The sequence below is a fragment of the Hymenobacter bucti genome (assembly GCF_042681145.1).
GTDB classification, from domain to species: domain Bacteria; phylum Bacteroidota; class Bacteroidia; order Cytophagales; family Hymenobacteraceae; genus Hymenobacter; species Hymenobacter bucti.
In genome coordinates this window covers 396,595-417,517 of record NZ_JBHUFD010000003.1, presented here as the reverse complement: position 1 = coordinate 417,517, position 20,923 = coordinate 396,595, and the positions used below count along the sequence as shown (strand labels likewise).

Here is a 20,923-nt window from a genome sequence, read left to right as displayed (position 1 = left end):
AACAGGACGGGGGAGCCCTAGGCTTGCCTGCCGACCTTATCCCTTCTAGTATTGCAATCAAAAGCGGCTGATAATGAGGCTGAGCGGCACCGCTCCCGCTAGAAAGAGCCGGTGAACCGGGCCTTTTCTCAGTCGCTCCAGGTCTCGAACGGCCTATCCCTGGCGGCCTTAAACTCCCTTTAGTTATGCGCAACCGACTACTTCAATCTGGCTTGCCCGCGCTGGTTTTTCTGCTGTTGGGCTGGGGTTTGCCCGCCGCCGCGCAGGTGCCGTCCCGGTCGGGGCTATCGCGCGACTCGCTGATGCGGGTTTATGACACCCGCACCATTTATGGCTACGGCGACAAATACATCCTAGGTGGTAAGCAGCTGCCGTTTCGCCAGTTGAAGACGCAATTTGCCCCTGGTGTAACGAGCGACCTGTATCAACAGGGGCGCCACGACCGGTTCGTGAGCCGCTTGCTGGGGGTAGGGGCCGTGGCGGCGCTTGTCGGCAGCGCAGTGCTCCGCAAAAACGAGCAGTTCGGCGGCATTGCCTTGTTGGTGGCCGGCGTCGGCCTCAACATAGGCAGCCTGCGCTTCAGCAAAAAGTCTACTGAAGTGGTGGACCGGGCCCTGTGGCTACGCAACAAGGACGTCTTGTTCGGCGGCCGCTGACGCGGGCTTGTGAGCGGTGCCCCCCGCCCCACGTCCCCCGCCCACCCTTGACTGCCCAGCCAGGCTCCGCTAGCATTTAGCATTTAGCTTTTACGTGTTATGAAAGAATTACTTACGCTGTTTTCCTTCCTAGGTCTGCTGCTAGCCCGCACCCCGCCGGCCAGGGCCCAGAGCGACGACGGGCTAGTGGCCACCACGGAGGCGGGCCAAGTGCGTGGGCAACGGGTGGGCGAGGTGCTGGTGTTCAAAGGCATCCCCTACGCCGCCCCGCCCGTGGGAGCGTTGCGTTTTGCGGCCCCGGCCCCGCACCAACCCTGGCCCGGCGTGCGCGACGCCACCCACAGCGGCCCAACCGCGCCCTACAACCGCCCGCCCGCCGGGGACATCGACGACCAACCCGTCTTCGGGCCGGGCTGGGTGAAGGGCGACGAGTACCTGACCACCAACGTCTGGACGCCCGCCCTGACCAGCCCCGCCCGGCCCGTGCTGGTATACATTCACGGGGGGGCCTTTGTGGTGGGGACCAGCGACGTGCCCCTGTTCGATGGCACGGCCTTCGCCCAAAAAGGCGTCGTGCTGGTGTCGCTCAACTACCGGCTGGGCCTCGAGGGCTTCCTGAAGATTCAGGGCGTGCCGTCTAACCTAGGTATTCGCGACCAGCTGGCCGCCCTGCGCTGGGTGCAGGCCAACATTGCCCGCTTCGGGGGCGACCCGGCCAACGTGACCATCTGCGGCGAGTCGGCCGGGGGGATGAGCGTGGCCACGCTGCTGGGCAGCCCGGCCGCGCAGGGCCTGTTTCGGCGGGCCATCCTAATGAGCGGCTCGGGCCAAGCCGTGCTCAGCGGCGAGCAGGCCGACCGCATAGCGGCCAAGTACGCCAAAGTGCTGAAAATCAAAAATACGGCGGAAGCTTACCGCCGCTTCACCCCCGAGCAGCTGCTGGCCGCCCAGCAAAAAGTCACGCCCAAAATGGTGAAGCTTGACACCAAAGACTACGCCGACCCGGGCTCGGGCACCGTGTTCTATTTTCCGGTCATCGACGGCGACATCGTGCCCGCCGTACCTCTGACCAGCGTGCAGCAAGGAGCCGGCAGCGCCGTTGATGTGCTGGTGGGCTACAACTCCGACGAAGCCAACTACTTTCTGGTACCGACCGGGCTGCTGAAGAAAATCAAGTCCAACTTCGTTCTGGCTCTGGCCACCAAGCGGCTCCACCCCGCACCCGCGGCCCTGATTACGGTGTACAAGCAGGCTTATCCCACCAAAGGCCTGGGCGAGCTGCTTTCCGCCATGGTCACGGCCTTTCAGTTTCAGGTACCCTCCGTGCACCTAGCCGACGCCCACGCCCGCCAACCCGGCCGCACCTACATGTACGAGTTCGGGTGGCCCTCCTCGGTAGCGGGCGGCACCTACGGGGCCTACCACGGGGTGGAGCTGCCCTTCGTTTTCAATCACCTACCCCTGGTAACGGGGCCGCGCGGCATGCTGGGCGCCGGGGGCGGCCCCGCCGCGCTGGCCGATAAGATGCAGGACGCTTGGGTTGAGTTTGCCAAAACCGGCAGCCCCGGCTGGGCGCCCTACACCCCCACCGAGCGCCAGACGATGCTGTTCAATACTAGCTCGCAGCTCCAAACCAACCCGCACGCCAAGGAGCTCCGGGCCTGGGAAGGGGTGCGCTGAAGGAAAACAGGGCGGTAGCGCTGGCTCAGCCAGGCCACTAAACAAAGCTTTGATTATCAGTTAGCTTTTAACTAATTAGCGCCGGCTGTCGCTGGCTTATATGCCCGCCTATGCCCCGTTTTTTCTGTTTTTGCGCGCTGCTAGGTACGCTGCTGGCCTCCCTGCCCGGCGTAGCGCAGGAGGTGGTGCGGCCATCGCGGCCGCCCCAACCGGCCATTCAGCCGCCGCGTCCACCTTACGCTACCCGCCCCCCGCAGCCCCCACGCCCGCCCGTTCAGCCCCCGCGTCCGCCTGTTCAGCCCCCGCGTCCGCCTGTTCGGCCCCCGCAACCACCGCGACCGCCCTACCCCCCACGCCCGCCGCGTCCGCCGCGCCCGGTAATTCAGCCGCCGCGCCCGCCCGCGAGCAGGTGGCAGCCCATTGCCACGATTAGGCTGCGGCAGCCGTTTGGGCAGGCCGGCGCGGGGCTGAGTGGGGCCTCCTACAGCTTCCGCTACCTCAAGCTTCGGGTCAGCAACCGACCCATAACCCTGGACCACCTGCTGGTGAGCTACGACTACGGGCCCGCGAGCAGCGTGCGGCTGCGCTACCTCCTGCTGCCGGGCCAGGATAGCGCCCCGCTTAGCCTCCAACTAGGCGGGCGCCGCATCCGCCGCGTCGACCTCTGGTATAGCAGTGGGGCTGGGCTGTTTAGCCCGGTCACTGTGACGCTGCTCGGCTTGCGCTAGCCTCGCGGCCGGGCGACACTAGTACTTCCTGATGTCTTTCTCTCAGTCATTTCTAACCCCCTACAACGCTTATGGAACGCTTATCATCTTACTCGGAGCAACTGCGGGCACTGGTTTTATTGTACTTGCCGCGCGTGGCGATGGCGTTGCTGGTGCTCGTCGTGGGCTTCTGGATTATTCGCCTGGTGAGCCAGGTAGCGTCGCGCGCCATGGCGGGGCTGGAAGTATCGCTGCGCGGCTTTCTGACTAGCATGGTGAGTGTGGTGCTCAAGGTGCTGCTCGTTATCAGCGTGGCCGGCATGATTGGCTTGCAAACCACCTCGTTTGTGGCGGTGCTGGGGGCGGCGGGACTGGCCGTGGGGCTGGCCTTGCAGGGCACGCTGGCCAACTTTGCCGGGGGCGTGCTCATCCTCATGTTTAAGCCCTTCGCACCGGGCGACGTCATCGAGAGCCAGGGCAAAACGGGGGTAGTAAAGGCCATTCACATCTTCGATACCATCCTGAGTACGCCCCAGGGCGACACCATCATCTTGCCCAACGGCGCGCTCTCCAACAACATCCTGGTCAATAAGACGACAGAAAACAAAGTGCTGGTGGAAGTGCTCGTGGACGTGGACGGCCAAACTAATCTTGACGAGCTGCGCGCCCTGGTGCTGCCCCTGCTAACGGGCCAAGCCAAGGTGCTTGCTGAGCCCGCACCCAGTGTTGGCATGGTGGCGCTGGTGCCCGGCGGCATGACGGTCGCCTGCCGCGCCTACACCCTACCCGGCGACAACGACGCGGTCCATGGTGCGCTCATCGAGCAAATCCAGCGCGGGCTGCTCAGCCACGGCATTCAGGGACCGGCCAAGCGGAAGAAGGATAAGAAACCAGCATAAGACGGTCGCGCCTGCCGCGCCGAAAATCCCTGCTCCTAGGTAGGCCCCCTGCGCAATCTCTTCCTCATGAAGTATCACTACCCGACGGCCACAAAACCGCTCTCCTACCTGTGCTGGGTAGGATTACTCCTAGCGTTAGGGCTCAGTACCGGCCTGGCCGGGGCCCAAACCCCGGCTCAGCGCCCGCGCATTGGCCTGACGCTGAGCGGCGGCGGGGCCCGCGGCCTGGCCCATATTGGCCTGCTCAAGGCCCTGGATTCGGCCGGCGTGCGGGTCGACTACGTGACGGGCACCAGCATGGGCGCCATCGTCGGCTCGCTGTACGCGGCCGGCTACTCCGGGGCCGAGATTGAGCGGGTGGCCCAACGGCTGGACTGGGACGCGCTGCTCACCAACGCCGCGCAGCTCAGCACGATTACGCTGCCGGGCAAGGATGATTTTGGCCACTACCTGCTGGAGCTACCGGTGGTGAAGGGCCAACTCCAGTTTCCCAGCGGCGTCATCGAATCTGAGGAGCTGTGGCTCACGCTCAGCGAGTTGTTCCTGCCCTACTACCGCACCAAGGACTTCGCGAAGTTTCCGCGGGGGTTTCGGTGCGTGGCCACGGACATTATTTCGGGCGAGCCCGAGGTGCTGCGCACGGGCGAAATCGTGGCGGCTATCCGGGCGAGTATGGCCATTCCGTCGGTGTTCACGCCGGTGCGCTACCAGGGGCGCCGGCTGGTGGACGGCGGGGTGGTGCGCAACTTCCCGGTGTCGGAAGTGCGGGACATGGGCGCGGGCGTCGTCATTGGCAGCAACGTTTCGGCCGGGGCCTACACCGAAGCCAATCTGCGTAGCCCCGTAGATGTGCTGCTCCAGATTTCCTCGTTCAAAGACAACGCGGACTTTAAGGGGCAAAAAGCCTTGTGCAACGTCTACGTCGACTACCCGCTGGGCGACTACTCCGCCGGCAGCTTTTCGGCGGCCGGGCCTATCACGGCGCTGGGCGTGCAGCAAGGCCGGGCCGTGTTTCCGAAGTTGCAAGCCCTGCGTGATTCGCTGGATGCGCGGTACGGGCCGGCCCTGCCCTACCCCCCCGCGGCCCGGCGCGCCGACTCGGTGTACGTCGAGGGGTACCAGGTGCAGGGCCTGCCCCCGGCCTCCGAGGCGCTCTTGCTGAGGCAGCTGCGGCTGCGGCCCCAGCGCTACTACTCGGCCCCGCAGCTGTCGGCAGCCGTGCGCGACGCGTTTGGCACGCGGGCGTTTCGCAAAATCACGTATTCGCTGCTGCCGGCTTCCGACTCCTCGGCCCGGCTGGTGTTCGACGCCGAGCGCAGCCCGGCCGCGCGCATCGGCCTAGGGCTGAATTACAACTCATCGACTGGCATCGGCCTCATCGGCAGCGTGACGCTGCAAAACAAGCTGGCGTCGGCCTCCACCAGCCAAGTGGCCATCAACATCGGCGAGAACCCCCGCCTGCGGCTCAAGCACGTGCAGTACTTCACGCAGCACCAGCGCCTGGTGCTGCGCCTGCTGGCGCAGGGCGAACGGGTCAGCATCACCACTTACAGCACGAGTTTTAAGAAAGCCGGCCTTTACACGCAGAGCTACGTGCTGGCCAACGCGCAGCTGTTTCACCTGCTCGACCGCAACCGGGCGCTGGGCCTGGGCACGCGCTACGAGTACGGCCGCTTCAGCCCCGAAATCACTTCGCGCCTCCAACTCGATGGCCGCATCCGGCTGCTCAATAGCTACTTATTTTACGAAGGAAACACGCTTAACGCGGTGGCCTACCCCACCCACGGCCGCCGCATCGATGCCGAAATCGGCGTGGCGTATGCCCAGCGGCCCAGCTTTCGGGTCCTCAGCGATACCACCGTTATCGGCACCGAGCAGTCGCCGGGTTTTTCGTTCCGGCCTTACGGCCACTCGCGCCTCTATGCGGAGCAGTACCTGCCCCTCAGCCAACGCGCCACGCTGCTGGTTCAGGCGCAGGCCGGTATCAACTGGAACTACCAGCAGGCCATTGCCAACGACTTCGTGGTGGGTGGCCTCACCAGCGGACTGCGTAACCAGATTACGTTCGCCGGGCTGCCCGAAGCTGGCCTCTACACCGGTAGCGCAGTGGCGGGGCTCGTGGGCTACCAGTACGCGGTGAAACCCAAAATCTTCGTCACCGCCAAGGCCAACGCCCTCTACTACGATTTTATCGCCAACGCTGCCCGGCCGCAGCCGGCCCGGATGGTTTACGGCGGCTCGCTCACCCTAGGTCTGAATTCGTTTCTGGGCCCCATCGACGTGAGCCTGATGTACTCGAACGCAACGAAAAAGCTGCTGCCCTATTTCAACATTGGGTTCCCTTTTGGCTACCGCTAGGGGTAGGCAGCCAGTTGCCCTTGCTGCTGCGGCCGCTCCTTACTGCTTACCAGAATAACCCCGCTGCATTGCGCAGGGCGTGCTTACCCTGCGCTGCCTGGCGAGTGCAGTATTGCCCGTCCTCATTTTTCAACTTGTTCACTATGAAACAATTCGTTACCGCCCTCCTGCTAGTACTCGCCGCGGTAGGCTCTTATCGAACTGCTGCTCAAGCCCTACCCGTAAGCCCCGCCGCCCCTTTGGCGCCGGCAGATACCCTCTGGCGAAAAAGCCTTAGCACTGCCCTAAGTTTTCAGGAAGCGACGCTCTCCTCCAACTGGCGCGGGGGCGGCGTCAATTCCTTTGGACTCAACGCACTGCTCAACGCGCACGCCAACTATCGGCAGGGGATTCACAGCTGGGACAACGAAGCGGATTTTCTCTATGCTTTCGTAGCCAATCAGGGCCAGGGCTACCGCAAAAGCCTCGACCGCCTGTTCTTAGACACCAAATACGGGCGGGCGCTCAACCCCCACTGGGACGTATTTGTGTCGCTGAATCTGCTCACGCAGTTCGCGCCCGGCTACCGGTACAACGACGACGCCAATGGGCAGCAGCAGGCGCAACTGCTCTCGTCCACGTTTGCCCCGGCCTTTCTCACGATGGCCTATGGCTTTGAATACCACCCGACAACGTATTTCAAGGTGCGCCTCGCGCCGTTCGCGCCGCGCCTGACATTTGTCGGGCGGCCAGAGCGCTTTGTGGCCGCGCTGGGCGATACGCCCTACGGCGTGCACCTTGGCCACACCACGCGCTGGGAGGTGCTGGCGGCCCAGATTCTGGCCGAATTTGATAAAAATATCGCCACGAACGTCAACCTGAAAGCGCGCTACGTGCTCTTTGTCAACTACGGCCAAGACTTAGCCCTGCGGCGCGTCGACCACCGCGTCGATGCCAGCCTCAGCGCCAAAGTAAACCGCTTCGTCAACGTATCCCTGACGGGGATTCTACTTTACGATTACGACCAGGACCGGGCCGTGCAGTACAGCCAGGGCTTGACCCTAGGTGTTACTTACACGGCTCGGGGCTACAAGGCTAGGTAGTGTCGTTTCCAGCCTGCCTTACCCTGATGCAAAGGTTCTCGTTACTTACGGGGCAAAAAAAGCGGGGGGTGAGCCCGCTATTTTTCTAAAAGCCGCTTGCTAGAGAATGCCGGCTTTGGTACTAGCACAGGCTTGTTTGAATGTTTGATTTCATACAGCAAGCAGCGCCTGCTTATTATTCCTGCCTCTGGCTACCAGCCGGCTTAGCGCGCTTTGCAGGCGGTAGTTGGCCGGGCACCAACTAGCCCCGTTACCCCGATGGAATTATATAATACCCTGGCCCTGCTCGTAGTGATGGCCGCCATTTTTGGCTACCTCAATCATCGCCTGCTGAAGCTGCCGGGCGTCATCGGGCTCATGGTACTGGCCCTGGTGTCGTCGCTGGGGGCCATTGGGCTAGGCAAGCTCGGCGTAGAGTGGGTTGTGAAAGCGGGCCAGTTGGTGCGCGGCCTCGACTTCCACACCATCCTCATGGACGTGATGCTGAGCTTCTTGCTCTTCGCCGGGGCCCTGCACGTGGACGTGCGCGCCCTAGGTCGGCAGGGCCTGGCTATCGGGGTGCTGGCCACGGTCGGCATTTTGCTGTCTACCTTCCTGATAGGCACGGCGTTCTATTACCTGCTGCCCTTATTTGGGCGGCCCATCGACTACCTCTACTGCTTGCTGTTTGGTGTGCTCATCTCGCCCACCGACCCCATTGCCGTGCTGGGCATTCTCAAGGCCGCTCGCATTGACAAGTCGCTGGAAATTAGAATAGTGGGCGAATCACTGTTTAATGACGGCATTGCGGTGGTGGTGTTCATCAGCTTGTTGGAGATTGCCCAGTTTGGGGCCGAGAAGGCCACGGCCAGCGTTATTGGGCACCTGTTTTTGATGGAGGCAGTGGGGGGCGTCGGCCTCGGGCTCGCGCTGGGCTACGCCACGTACTGGGCCCTGCGCACCATCGATAACTACCAGGTAGAAATGATGATAACCCTGGGCCTGGTGATGGGCGGCACGGCGCTGGCCACGGCGCTGCACACTTCGGGGCCGCTGGCCATTGTGGTGGCGGGCCTAATTGTGGGCAGCAAGGGCCGGGCGCTGGGCATGTCGGACACTACCCGCGAGTACCTCGACAAGTTCTGGGAGCTGCTGGATGAGCTATTCAACGCGGTGCTGTTCGTGCTCATCGGGCTGGAAATGCTGGTCCTCGACATCAGCCGCACGACCCTGCTGGTGGGCCTGGTGGCCATTGGGGTGGTGCTGGTAGCCCGTTGGGTGTCGGTGGGCCTACCGCTAGTGCTGCTGCGGCGCTTTTACCCTTTCGACCGGCAGACCTTACGGGTGCTAACCTGGGGCGGACTGCGGGGCGGCGTTTCGGTGGCCCTGGCCCTGTCGCTGCCCGAGTCGATGCCGCGCGAGCTGCTGGTGGGCGTCACCTACGTGGTGGTTATCTTCAGCATCATTGGGCAGGGCCTTAGCATCGGGCCGCTGGTGAAGAAGCTGGGCCTGAGCACCGGGCCGGCGGCCGACGACGTAGCTCACTAACCTATCGTTTGCCGCGCGAACTGAAAATGCCAGTGCTACCGAGGTGCTGCTCTAGGAGGAATTAATTGCCTCGCACCGGCAGACGGCCCGGCACCTACCCAAGCAGAGCGCCTAAGTGAATTAGCTTTGGGGGGGGCAAATTGTGGGGCAGACTGACCCGCATGCTAACTGGACTTGGCTGGGGCTAATGGGTAAGGCCCTAGCGGGAACTGCCCTGGGACATATTTAGAGCCAGTCAGCCCCCAACGGGCAAAAAAAAAGGTCGCGCCACCCGGCACGACCCTTTCCAAACCCGGACGCAGCGAGAATTCCCACCCAGCGCTGGTCCGTGGCTCCAACCCAAAGTTAATGCCGGAATAACAATTCGCGGTACTTCACCAGGGGCCAGTCCTCATCCGCCACAAGCAATTCGAGCTTGTCGGCAGCGCGGCGAATAGCCGCAAATTTTTCTTTCACCGTGTCGCAGTAAGCCACGGCACGCTCACGGGCATCTTCCACGCGGTTAGCCACTTTGCGGGCTTCAATCATGGCATCTACCGTGCTCTTAATAGTTGAAACGTAGCCCGAAATGGACTTAATCATCTCTACGGTTACCTGGCTATTCTCGTCGTCGAGGCCTAGGTCGCGCAGGCCGCGCACGTTTTGAATCAGCTTGGTTTGGTATGCTACGGCCGTGGGGATAACATGGTTGACGGCGAGGTCGCCCAAGACGCGACTTTCAATCTGAATCTTCTTGATATACTCGTCCAGCAAAATCTCGTGGCGGGCGTGCAGCTCGGTCTCCGAGAAAATACCGTGGCGCTTAAACAGCTCGGCCGCGTCGTCGCGCACCAGCGCGTCGAGGGCCTGGGGCGTGGTAGGCACGTTGGCCAGGCCGCGGCGGGCGGCCTCGTCGCGCCACTCGTCCGAGTAGCCGTTGCCTTCAAAGCGGATGTTCTTGGACGAGATAACGTAGTCGCGCAGCACGTCCACGATGGCCACTTCCTTCTTCTTGCCCTGGTTGATGAGCGCGTCGACCTGCGTTTTGAAGTCGATGAGCTGGTCGGCCACGATGGCGTTGAGCGTGGTCATGGCCGACGAGCAGTTGGCGCTGGAGCCCACGGCGCGCAGCTCAAACTTGTTGCCGGTGAAGGCAAACGGCGAGGTGCGGTTGCGGTCGGTGTTGTCGAGCAGGATGGCCGGAATCTTATCAATCCCGAGCTTCAGGTAAATATTGTCGCCTTTGTCAAGCGGCAGCTTGGCGGTGCGCTCCAACTCGTCGAGCACGCCATCGAGCATCGAGCCGAGGAACACCGACATGATGGCGGGCGGCGCCTCGTTGGCACCTAGGCGGTGGTCGTTGCTGGCCGAGGCGATGCTGGCGCGCAGCAAGTCGCCGTAGCGGTGCACGGCCTTTACGGTGGTGATGAAGAAGGCCAGGAACTGAAGGTTCTCCTTGGGCCGACGGCCGGGGGCGAGCAGGTTTACGCCGGTGTCGGTGCTCATCGCCCAGTTGTTGTGCTTGCCCGAGCCGTTGACGCCCGCAAAGGGCTTCTCGTGCAGCAGCACCTTGAAGTTGTGCTTGAGGCCCACGCGGTCCATCACATCCATCAGGAGTTGGTTGTGGTCGATGGCCAGGTTGGCGTCCTCAAAAGTCGGGGCGCACTCAAACTGATTGGGCGCCACCTCGTTGTGGCGGGTGCGCAGCGGGATACCTAGGGAGTTAGCTTCTTCCTCAAACTCCAGCATAAAGGCGTGCACGCGGGGCGGAATCGAGCCGAAGTAATGGTCTTCGAGCTGCTGGCCCTTGGCCGAAGCGTGGCCGAAGAGCGTGCGGCCCGTCATTACGAGGTCGGGGCGGGCGTCGAAGAGCGCCTTGTCAACCAGGAAGTACTCCTGCTCGATACCGAGGGTCGTGTTTACGCGCTGCACGTCCTTGTCGAAGTACTGGCACACGTCGACAGCAGCCCGTTCGAGCACGGCCAACGACTTGAGCAGCGGGGCTTTGTAATCGAGCGCTTCGCCGGTGTAGGCCACGAAAATTGTGGGAATACACAGCGTTTTAGCGCCTACCGTTTCGATGATAAAAGCGGGCGAAGTGGGGTCCCAGGCGGTGTAGCCGCGGGCCTCGAAGGTGTTGCGGATGCCGCCGTTGGGGAACGACGAGGCATCGGGCTCCTGCTGCACCAGCGCCGAGCCTTTGAAGTTCTCAATCGGCCGGCCGTCGGAGTTGAGGTCGAAAAATGAGTCGTGCTTTTCGGCCGTGGCGCCGGTTAGGGGCTGAAACCAGTGCGTGTAGTGAGTGGCACCCTTGGCCATGGCCCAGGTTTTCATGGCCGACGCTACGGCATCGGCTACTGAGCGCTCAACGGGTGTGCCTTGTTTGATGGCCGCTTGCAGCTTCTTGAAATACTCGCCGGGCATGTTTGCCCGCATTGCCTCCAAATTGAAGACATTTTGCCCAAAAGAGTCGGACCGACGGCCCTTGGCGGGCGTTACCGTCAGTGGCTGACGCTTGTCGACTAATTCGAGGGCTTTGAAGCGTAGAATGGCCATGAAATAAAGAGATGGGTGTCAGTTTTCAGGGCAAAAGTACGCTTGTAACGTCGAGTTTTGCGATTTTACCCTTAAAAAACTGCCTTTCTTGGGCTAACGAGCCCATTTTCTCGGCGAAGTACCCTGAATGTCAAGCTAACGGTAACATTGAGCTAAAACTTAATCGGGATGCCTTGTGGGAGGAGCGCTGGGCGCTGGGCAGCGGCGGCAGTCAGCTAAATGTAAACTAGCCAGCAACTTCTACCCAGCACCTAGGAGCCGTGGGCGGGCCATGGCTCGGGGCGCGGCCCGCCCACTGGCCGGCAACCGTATTTTTGCCGTTATGCTTGGAGCTTTGTTTGCCCGCGTTCGTCAGTTTAGCCGCCTACGCCGGCGGCAGCGCCAATTGGCGCGGCTAAGCCAGGTTGACCAAGCTGCTTTAGCTAAGCAAGCCACTCCTGACCCTGGCCGGGTGCTAGTGGTGCGCAACGACTCCATTGGCGACTATCTGCTGTACCGGCCGTGGCTGCGGCTGCTGGCGCAGCAGGTGCGCGGGCGGGGCCAGCGCCTCACGCTGGCGGCCAATGCGCTGTGGGCTCCGCTGGCCCGCGCCTGGGATGCTGACCTGTTTGACGAGCTGCTAGTGGTGGACTTTAGACGGTTTCAGCACGACCTAGGGTACCGGACCGAGGTGCTGGGCACCATCGGCGCGGGCGGCTACGGCGAGGTCATTTACCCGCTGCACGTGCGCGAGCCGGCGGTGGAGAATTTCATTCGGTTTTTGCGGGCGCCGCGCCGGGTAGCCAGCCAGGGCGAGCACCGCACCGATGCCTGGTTTAGCCTGCTCGACCAAAGCTATACCTTACTATTGCCTACCACGCCGGCTACGTTGTTTGAGTACGACCGCAACGGCGAGTTTTTCACTAACTGGCTGGCCGCGCAGGCGCTACCGGCCCCGCCGCGCCCGCCCCTGCACCTGCCGGTGCGCGCCGACGAGGCAGCCCGGTTTCAGCCACCGGGCGCGCCGCCCGCCATTGTGCTGTTTCCGGGGGCCAGCGCCCGCCAGAAGCAGTGGCCGGCCGTGCACTTTGCCGCGCTGGCCCTGGGGCTGCACCAGCGCTACGGCGGGCGGTACCGCTTGGTGCTGGCCGGCAGCCCGGCCGATACCGCGCTGGCGAGCCGTATTCAGGCGGCGGCGGGCGCCGTGCCGCTCGAAAACCGGTGCGGCCAAACCACGCTGCCCGAGCTGGCCGCGCTGCTCAGCCAGGCCCGGCTGCTCATCAGCAACGACACGGTGGCGGCCCACCTGGCCACGCAGCTTGGCACGCCCTGCCTAGTGGTGCTGATGGGCGAAAACTACGGCAAGTTTTTCCCCTACCCCCCCGAGCTGCTGCGGTCGCCGTGCCAGTGCCTGTTTCCGCCCGAGATGGAGGCCCGCTTCGCCGCCGGCAACTTCCGCCCGCCCGACCGCGACCCCGACATCAGCTGCGTTAGCCCGGTGCGGGTGCTGGCCGCGGCGGCCGAGCTGCTGTAGCCAGATTTGGCGGGCGCGGCGCACTTAGTGTTAGCTGCCAGGGGCGCCGCACTACGGGGACGCGGCCGTACCTTTGCAGGCTTATGACTCCCCAAACCGTTGCCTTTTATACGCTGGGCTGCAAGCTCAACTTCTCCGAAACATCGGCCCTAGGGCGGCAGTTTGAGGAGCGCGGCGTGCGCCGCGTCGAGTTTGAGCAGGGCGCCGACCTGTACGTGGTGAATACCTGCTCCGTTACTGACCACGCCGACCGCAAGTGTCGGAAGGTGGTGCAGCAGGCCCTGAAGTACAACCCGCAGGCCTTCGTGGCCATCGTGGGCTGCTACGCGCAGCTCAAGCCCCAGGAGATTGCCCAGATTCCCGGCGTGGGCGCGGTGCTGGGCGCGGCCGAGAAATTCCGGCTGGCTGAAATTCTAACCGAGCTGGAAGTAGAAACCCCAACTGCCGCGCTGGCCGGCGGCGCGGCGCGACCATCGGCCGGGCGGGTGTTTGCCTCGCCCATTTCGGAGGCCACCGAGTTTCACCCGGCGCAGTCGCTGGGCGAGCGCACGCGCACCTTTTTAAAGGTGCAGGACGGCTGCGACTACTCGTGTTCGTTTTGCACCATTCCCTTGGCGCGGGGCGCGAGCCGCTCGGGCAGCGTGGCCTCGGTGGTCGAGCGCGTGGAGAAATTGGCGGCGCAGGGCGTGAAAGAGGTTGTGCTCACGGGCGTTAACCTAGGCGACTTTGGGGTGCAAGGACCCGACCGCCAACGGATAGAAAACTTTACCGAGCTAGTACAAGCCCTAGATAAAGTGGCGGGCATGCAGCGCTTCCGCATCAGCTCCTGCGAGCCTAATCTGCTCACCGACGAGGTCATCCAGACGGTGGCGGCCTCGCGGCGCTTTATGCCGCACTTTCACCTGCCGCTGCAAAGCGGCTCCGATAAAATCCTGGGCCTCATGCGCCGCCGCTACCGCCGCGCGCTTTACACCGACCGCGTGGCCCGCATCAAGGAACTGATGCCGCACGCGGGCATCGGGGTCGATGTCATTGTAGGTTTTCCGGGCGAAACGGAGGCAGACTTTTTGGAAACATACCACTTTCTCAACGAGCTGCCCATCAGCTACCTACACGTATTTCCATACTCGGAGCGGGCCAATACGCTGGCCCCCACCCTCAAAGGCCGCGTGCCCGAGCGCGTGCGCACCGAGCGCACCACGCAACTGCGCAGCCTATCTGAGAAGAAGAAGCGCTTTTTCTACGAGCAGCACGCAGGCTTCGAAACCAACGTACTATTCGAGGACGACGTGACCGACGGCCGGGTGGAGGGCTACACGCCCAACTACATCCGGGTGGCGGCCAAGTACGACCCGCTGCTGGTGGGCGAGGTGCGGCCCCTGCGCCTCACCCAAGTCAACGCCCTAGGGCTGATGGAAGCCGAGGAAGTAGGCATTCTTGTCTAACCACGGATTCGTCGGATTTTTCGGATGGGTTGGATTTTGTAGACGGCTTTCGTTTGCTTGGCTGAAGAAGGATTAGCGTTGGTTTTTTATACCTTCCTAGGTATCAGATTTAATAAAAAAGGCAGCCCGTAAGGCTGCCTTTTTTACGTCTACAAAATCCGACGAATCCGAAGAATCCGACGAATCCGTGGTTAGACAGGCCGGCGCATGAGGTCCAGCATCTGCTGCATCAGTGCTTGTTGGGCTAGCAGGTGCTGGTTGCGCTGCTCAGCTAGGGCCAGCTGATGCTGGAGGTACTGGGCATGCAGGGCGGCCGTGAGCGCAGCAGCATCGGGCGCGGCCGGCGCCGCAGCTACCATGGCAGAAGGAGCAGCGGGCAATGGGCTTGCCAGTGGCGATGGCACAACTGCCGGAGCAGGCACTGGCTGGCTAGCAGGCGGGGCGGGCGGCAGAGCGGTCACCATAGGCTCGGCGGGGGACGTGGGCAAGGCTTCCGGGGCCGCCGGCTTGGCCGCCGAAACAGCGAAAAGCGGTGCAGGAAAATTAGGAGTGGCTGGCACCGGCATTGGAGCGGCTGCACGCGGCGGAGCGGCGGCACTTGGCGGAACCACGGGTGGCGGAGTAGCAGCGGCAAGCACAGGCGCAAGCGTCTCATGCTGCATCATGGGTCCTTGGCCCATCAGCAACCAATCCTTAGATACATTTGGGTACACTTCAAATACCTTACACATAAGGTCAAATCCCGGCTTATTGCGCTCATCAACCAAATGTTGAATGACCGTAGCCGTCTTATCCAGCGACATAGCAAAAGCATTTTTACTCATGCCCAGCTGCTGAATAAGCTGCATAAAACGCTGCCCCACGGATGAATCTTCCATTACACCAAATGTTAGTATACACAAATGTAAAAGGGCCGGCCGAATAAATATCCGACCGGCCCCTTAAGTAGTCAGCCTGCGCAGCAGGCGTATCCGCGAAATCAGTTAAATCCGTTAAATCTGCGATTTATTCGTAGCGCAGGCTTTCGATGGGGTCGAGCGCCGCGGCCTTACCCGCCGGGTACGAGCCAGCCAGCAGCCCCACCGATACGCAGATGGCCAGCCCCACCCCTACCCACAGCCACGGCACCAGAAACGACGAGCTGCCTACGAGCAGCGCCACGCCGTTGCCCATAGCAATGCCGAGCAGGATGCCCAGCGAGCCGCCGAGCACGCAAATCACAATGGCTTCGAGCAGGAATTGCTGGCGCACCTGACGCGAGGTAGCCCCTAGGGCCTTGCGAATTCCGATTTCGCGGGTGCGCTCGGTTACTGATACGAGCATGATATTCATGAGCGCGATGCTGGCCCCGAGCAGCGTGATGAAGGCCACCAGCCCACCGCCCATCTGCATCTTGCCAGCCAGCTCGTCGAGGGTTTTGGAGGCTGAGTCGGAGCTTTCGACTTCAAAAGAATCTTCCTGGCCCAGGCGGTCGTGGCGCACGGCGCGCATTACGCCGGTGGCCTGGTCTTGCAGGTAGTGCAGGCCCTGGGCGTTGGTAGTGGCGGTTTTGACGTCGTAAGTGAGGGCGGCCTGGCGGGGCAGCTGGTTGCCGGTTTCGAGGGGCACCAGCAGCAGGCGGTCGGCGCCGCCGCCGCCCGCGTTGCTGCCTTTCTTCTCAAACAGCCCCACCACCTGAAAACGCCGACCTAGGGCGTAGAGGTACTGGCCCACGGGGTTTAAATTAGGGAAGAGCTTGTCCTTGATTTCTTCACCGATGACGACCACGTTGGCCCCGGTTTGCAGCTCGGCGGGCGAGAAGGTGCGGCCTTGGGTGAGGGCGTAGCTCTGGATGCGCAGGTAATTTTCGTCGCCGGCAATCACCTGCATGTTGGGGTTGGTTTTCTGGCCGTTGGCCTTGGCCTCGGTGGCCCCGCTGATGAAGGCCGACACGCCCACGATGGCGGCGGGCTCGCGCTGGGTCAGCTCGTCTTTGTAGAGGCTGGCCTGTAGGTACGTGATGGCGGGGTACTGCTTGCCCTGCACGCCGCCGCGGCGCGAGCGGTTAGTGTAGCCCTTGGCTTTCATCTCAAAGGCATTGGCCCCGAGGCTGGCAAAGGTGTCACCTAGGGAGCTGCGCATGGCGTCGATGGCCGTGAGGATGCCCACCAGCGCCATCAGCCCAATGCTGACGATGAGCGCGGTGAGGATGGTGCGCAGCAAATTGCCCTTGATGGAGCGCAGGGCTTCGCGGATATTTTCTAAAAAGCTCATAGAGTTGCAGGTTGTAATAGGTGCCGCAGATATATCATCAATTTTTGCTAAACCATTTGTTCCAAGCCTTTTGCTATGGCTTCTTGGCAAGTAGCTCCCACATTCCGTATGGATTTACAAAATCTGGATGGTCGGCATAAGGCTGTGCTATCACCTCGGCTAGGTGATACACGGGTGCATCGACCGCCAAGCTAAATGTATGGCCAACGGCTAGTTTAGGCTGCTCGGTGGCCTCAAAATAGGTGAACTCGCGTAGCAGCTGAATGGCCTCGGCGGTTGGCAGATTGCGCACCAAGGCGTCCTTGAGACCTAGGTTATGCATACCGCAGGTGAAGGAAGCGCCATCCGCCGACTTGATGGCTACTGCTACAAATAACTCCCACAGCGGCCCGGCCTCTTCGAAAGCGAGCAATTCTCGCCACTTGGCGGCCTCAAATGCCTTGCCAGCCGTTTCAACTTTTACCGCTAGGCCACCCGCGTCGAGCAGGGCAGCCGCGGCTTGCGCTATGGCCCGGGCGCTGGCGAGGCTGGCGGGCTGGTCGGGCTGCGTGAGCAGATAAACTACCATTCGGTGGCTGGCCACGGCGGCTAGTGCTTCATCTCGCATGGCCGAAAAGAGGCCAGCCCGCTGAAAAGCACCGGGCAAGTTGGGGTCTGCTTCCTCAAGCTCTAGCAGGAAATGCGTGTTGGCAGAAGGTTGGGCAAGTATGCCGCCGGCAAACATGTACTCACCCTTTCGAGCCTGTATCAATGCCGTTAAAAGCTCAGTCCGGTTGGCCCAAGGCCCAGGAATACATAGTACAGTTTGCATAAATTCCGGGTGATTCATCTATCTGTACCAGTCGCGCCCGTACCTTGAACTACGGTAGCGGCGGGCTCGTTTGCCTGGCTGGTCTTCTGCCCTCAAAAGTATGTTTATAAAGCGTCTTGCCCTACTACTGGCCCTGCTCGCCCCTACCCTGCCGGCCTGGGCCAACCATATTTTTATCCCGATGGACAACTCCCAGAAGGAGCATCTCAAGGCCTATGGCCTGTGCTACTGGGCGTTGAGCAAGCAGATTGAGGTGGACTGGCTGCTTAATTATAAAGGCGGCGCGTTTGCCCTGGAGGCGCAGCCGGCGGTAGAAAGCGAGCTAGCGGTGCGCGGCATCACGTTTCAAACCATTTCGGAGGCGCAGTACACCGGCATTTTGTCGGAAATAGCTGACCCTAATGCCAATATGGACGTGATGAAGCTGGAGAAGGTGCCCAAAATAGCGGTGTACACGCCCAAGGGCAAACAGCCCTGGGACGATGCCGTGACGATGGTGCTGACTTACGCCGAGATTCCGTACGACAAGATTTACGACGATGAGGTGCTGGCCGGCACGCTGCCTAAGTACGACTGGCTGCACCTGCACCACGAAGATTTCACCGGTGAGTACGGCAAGTTTTACCAGACCTACCGCTTCGCGCCCTGGTACCAGCAGCAGCAGCGCGACGCCGAGGCAGCCGCCAAGCGCAACGGCTTTGCCAAGGTGAGCCAGATGAAGGCCACCGAAGCCGTGAAGATGCAGGAGTTTATCGCGGGCGGCGGCTTCATGTTCGCCATGTGCTCAGCCACTGACTCTTACGACATTGCGCTGGCCGGCCTAGGGGTCGATATGGTGGAAAGCATGTACGACGGCGACCCCGCCGACCCGGCCGCCCAAAGCAAGCTCAACTTCAACCGCACGCTGGCCTTTCAGAACTTTCAGCTTTACATGAACCCGATGCAGTACGAGTACTCCAACATCGACATGGACCCTCGGGAGCGCGGCTTGTACGAGCAAAACGACTACTTTCAGCTCTTTACCTTCTCGGCCAAGTACGACCCCGTGCCGACCATGCTGACCCAGAACCACGAGAAAACTATCCACGGCTTTATGGGCCAGACCACGGCGTTTCGCAAAAACCTCATCAAGCCCGACGTGGTGATAATGGGCGAAACCAAGCAAACCGGCGAGGTGCGCTACATGCACGGCACCTTGGGCAAGGGCACCTGGACCTTCTACGGCGGCCACGACCCCGAAGACTACCAACACATGGTGGGCGAAGAACCCACCGACCTGGCCCTGCACCCCACCTCGCCCGGCTACCGGCTCATTTTGAACAACGTGCTGTTTCCGGCGGCCAAGAAGAAAAAACTCAAGACTTAAACCCGCTTAAAAACAGCGCGGTACCAGGCCCTGGCCATTTTTGGCCAGGGTTTTGCGTTTGTACCAGCCGCGCTATGTCACCGCGGGTGTCGTATCATTCGGCGCCCGCAGACTGTTACTTACCCATTCTGCTATTCCCATTACCTTCCCTGATGGACGACCTCACCCAATCAAACTACGGCCTGTCGGCCCCGCCCAGCACCGACTCGACGGCCGAAACCGATAATTCCTTGCCCCGCGCAGTCCTGCGCACGGGCACCCATTTTTTGCTCGATGGCACCTGGCGCTTTGCCCTCGACGCCGACGACGCGGGCCTGATTGAAGAGTGGCAGGAGGGCCACGACTACCGCTTCACGGCCCAGTGGCCGGGCTCGATTGAGGAGCACATCGAATCGGCCCACGCTACGGAGGGCAATGCCGGCTGGCGAGACAAAATAGTGGCCTGGTACGAGCGCGAGTTTCCGCTGCCAGAGGTGGCCAGCGGCGATAAGTCGCGCCTGATTCAGCTCACTTTCGGGGCCTGCGGTTACGAAACGCGCGTCTGGCTCAATGGCGTGCTGCTGCGCACCATCGAGGGCGAAGACGTGCACTACGGCGAGTACACCTCCTTCACCTACGAGTTGCCCGAAGAGCTGCTGCACGCCACCAACCGCCTCACCGTGCGCATTGCCGACACGATGGACGCCGAAACGACCCGCGGCAAGCAAGAATCGCACGTGTACAAGCGCGGCGGTATCTGGTACCAAACGCACTCGGGCGCCGTGCGCTCGGTGTGGCTCGAGGCCGTGGAGCGCAACCGCCTGCGCTCGCGGGTGGGCGTGGTGAGTACGATTGAGGATAGCCTAGTGCGCTTCAACCTGACTTTGCGCATCCACGATGCAGCCGACTACGTGGTGCGCCTGCAAGTCTTTGAGCCCGACGCTACGCCGGACGAAGCCCCGCTGGCGACCTCCGATTTTCCTATGCACCTGGCCGCCGGCCAGCACGAGCAGCGCTTCTCGATGGAGGTGCTGGGGGCCGAAGTGTGGTGCCCCGAAAACCCGCACCGCTACCGCCTCGTGGCCCAGCTCATCGATAGCACCGGCTACGTGGCCCAGATTGAGGCGCGCTTCGGAATGCGCAAAATCGAGGCCCGCGGCCGCAAGGTGTACCTCAACAACGAGCCCATTTACCTCGACGGCATCCTTTACCAGCCTGGCACTGCCACCTTTGCCGAGATGCAGCGCCACATGCACGCCATGAAGGAGCTGGGCTGCAACCTAGTGCGCGTGCACATCGCGGGCATCGACCCCCGCATCTACAACTTGGCCGACGAGCTCGGCCTGCTCCTCTGGGTAGAAGTGCCCAGCCCGCACAGCAGCACCCCGCGCAGCCGCGAAAACCACCGCGCTGAGCTGCTCCGCATGTTGAGCCTGATGGAAACGCACCCCAGCATCGTCATCTGGAGCCTGTATAACGAGGACTGGGGCGCCCAGGACATCGCCACCAACCCGGCCACCCAGCGCTACATCGTGCAGATGTACAACTTTATGCAGCTGGCGCACCCGCAGTTCTTGGTGATTGACAACGACGGCTGGCACCACATTTCGTACCAGGGCCAGCTAAAGTCGGACCTGCTCACGGCCCACCTCTACACCCCCGACCTAGGGCGCTGGCGCGAGCTGCTCGACCGCCTCATCCACGGCGAGCTCGACGGCACGGCTGCCTTCCCACTGGTGGTGGGCGACCCCTACTTCTACCGCGGCCAGCGCCCGCTGCTGGTGAGCGAGTGGGGCGGCTTCGGCTTCAGTGACTACGGCGGCCCCGCCGATGCCGAGGCCCGCACCAACAGCATCCGCGACTTCAAGCGCGAGCTGCGCGCCCGCCCCATCGCGGGCGACGTGTATACTCAGGCCACCAACATCGAAGACGAGCGCAACGGGTTGATTGGCTTCCACAGCGGCCAGCTGGAGGTGCCGGCGGGGCTGCTAAGCTCAGAGGAACCGGGGCGGCCGGGGTAAACAAATCAGCGTGAAACATAAGTAAAAAAGCCGTAGCAGTCGCTACGGCTTTTTTACTGTGTGCTCAATCCGTATTGATTATGTACGCTGG

The 20,923-nt window shown here is 62.1% G+C and carries 15 protein-coding genes; 11 read left to right on the top strand and 4 right to left on the bottom strand.

The window, feature by feature from the left end; genetic code table 11:
- Positions 1-185: 185 nt before the first annotated feature.
- From ACFSDX_RS09430 to ACFSDX_RS09400, 7 genes are all read left to right on the top strand, one after another.
- Complete coding sequence (locus ACFSDX_RS09430; protein WP_382313096.1) at positions 186-656, top strand: hypothetical protein; 471 nt, start codon at positions 186-188, stop codon at positions 654-656.
- A gap of 99 nt (positions 657-755) precedes the next feature.
- On the top strand, positions 756-2,336 hold the full coding sequence (locus ACFSDX_RS09425; RefSeq protein WP_382313095.1) for a carboxylesterase/lipase family protein: 1,581 nt from the start codon (positions 756-758) through the stop codon (positions 2,334-2,336).
- Between the two features lie 110 nt (positions 2,337-2,446).
- Positions 2,447-3,064 carry a hypothetical protein gene (locus tag ACFSDX_RS09420; protein WP_382313094.1) on the top strand — a complete coding sequence of 206 codons (618 nt, stop codon included), beginning with the start codon at positions 2,447-2,449 and terminating at the stop codon, positions 3,062-3,064.
- Positions 3,065-3,135: 71 nt separating this feature from the next.
- Positions 3,136-3,942 (top strand): mechanosensitive ion channel family protein, encoded by an 807-nt coding sequence (locus tag ACFSDX_RS09415; RefSeq protein ID WP_382313093.1) that lies wholly within the window; start codon positions 3,136-3,138, stop codon positions 3,940-3,942.
- A 66-nt stretch (positions 3,943-4,008) separates the two neighbouring features.
- Positions 4,009-6,300 (top strand): patatin-like phospholipase family protein, encoded by a 2,292-nt coding sequence (locus ACFSDX_RS09410; protein ID WP_382313092.1) that lies wholly within the window; start codon positions 4,009-4,011, stop codon positions 6,298-6,300.
- A 143-nt stretch (positions 6,301-6,443) separates the two neighbouring features.
- Complete coding sequence (locus ACFSDX_RS09405; protein ID WP_382313090.1) at positions 6,444-7,382, top strand: DUF3078 domain-containing protein; 939 nt, start codon at positions 6,444-6,446, stop codon at positions 7,380-7,382.
- A 258-nt stretch (positions 7,383-7,640) separates the two neighbouring features.
- Positions 7,641-8,909 carry a cation:proton antiporter gene (locus ACFSDX_RS09400; RefSeq protein WP_382313089.1) on the top strand — a complete coding sequence of 423 codons (1,269 nt, stop codon included), beginning with the start codon at positions 7,641-7,643 and terminating at the stop codon, positions 8,907-8,909.
- A gap of 345 nt (positions 8,910-9,254) precedes the next feature.
- Here ACFSDX_RS09400 and ACFSDX_RS09395 read toward each other — a convergent pair whose 3' ends face one another.
- Complete coding sequence (locus tag ACFSDX_RS09395; RefSeq protein WP_382313088.1) at positions 9,255-11,444, bottom strand: glutamine synthetase III family protein; 2,190 nt, start codon at positions 11,442-11,444, stop codon at positions 9,255-9,257.
- Positions 11,445-11,766: 322 nt separating this feature from the next.
- On the opposite strand from ACFSDX_RS09395, the gene ACFSDX_RS09390 reads away from it, so the two are divergent.
- Entirely contained in the window at positions 11,767-12,957 is a 1,191-nt protein-coding gene (locus ACFSDX_RS09390) for a glycosyltransferase family 9 protein (protein WP_382313087.1), read from the top strand.
- A gap of 83 nt (positions 12,958-13,040) precedes the next feature.
- Positions 13,041-14,402, top strand: a complete 1,362-nt coding sequence (mtaB, locus tag ACFSDX_RS09385) for a tRNA (N(6)-L-threonylcarbamoyladenosine(37)-C(2))-methylthiotransferase MtaB (RefSeq protein ID WP_382313086.1) — start codon at positions 13,041-13,043, stop codon at positions 14,400-14,402.
- A 191-nt stretch (positions 14,403-14,593) separates the two neighbouring features.
- Here mtaB and ACFSDX_RS09380 read toward each other — a convergent pair whose 3' ends face one another.
- The 3 genes from ACFSDX_RS09380 to ACFSDX_RS09370 form a co-directional block, all read right to left on the bottom strand.
- Positions 14,594-14,761 carry a hypothetical protein gene (locus ACFSDX_RS09380; protein WP_382313084.1) on the bottom strand — a complete coding sequence of 56 codons (168 nt, stop codon included), beginning with the start codon at positions 14,759-14,761 and terminating at the stop codon, positions 14,594-14,596.
- Between the two features lie 646 nt (positions 14,762-15,407).
- Positions 15,408-16,655, bottom strand: coding sequence for an ABC transporter permease (locus ACFSDX_RS09375; RefSeq protein WP_382313083.1), 1,248 nt, complete (start codon positions 16,653-16,655; stop codon positions 15,408-15,410).
- Between the two features lie 73 nt (positions 16,656-16,728).
- Positions 16,729-17,262, bottom strand: coding sequence for a hypothetical protein (locus tag ACFSDX_RS09370; RefSeq protein WP_382313082.1), 534 nt, complete (start codon positions 17,260-17,262; stop codon positions 16,729-16,731).
- 304 nt (positions 17,263-17,566) lie between these two features.
- Here ACFSDX_RS09370 and ACFSDX_RS09365 point away from each other — a divergent pair, with 304 nt between their 5' ends.
- Together ACFSDX_RS09365 and ACFSDX_RS09360 are read left to right on the top strand one after the other, a co-directional pair.
- On the top strand, positions 17,567-18,832 hold the full coding sequence (locus ACFSDX_RS09365; RefSeq protein ID WP_382313081.1) for an asparagine synthetase B: 1,266 nt from the start codon (positions 17,567-17,569) through the stop codon (positions 18,830-18,832).
- A 152-nt stretch (positions 18,833-18,984) separates the two neighbouring features.
- Complete coding sequence (locus ACFSDX_RS09360; RefSeq protein WP_382313080.1) at positions 18,985-20,832, top strand: glycoside hydrolase family 2 protein; 1,848 nt, start codon at positions 18,985-18,987, stop codon at positions 20,830-20,832.
- Positions 20,833-20,923 lie beyond the last annotated feature (91 nt).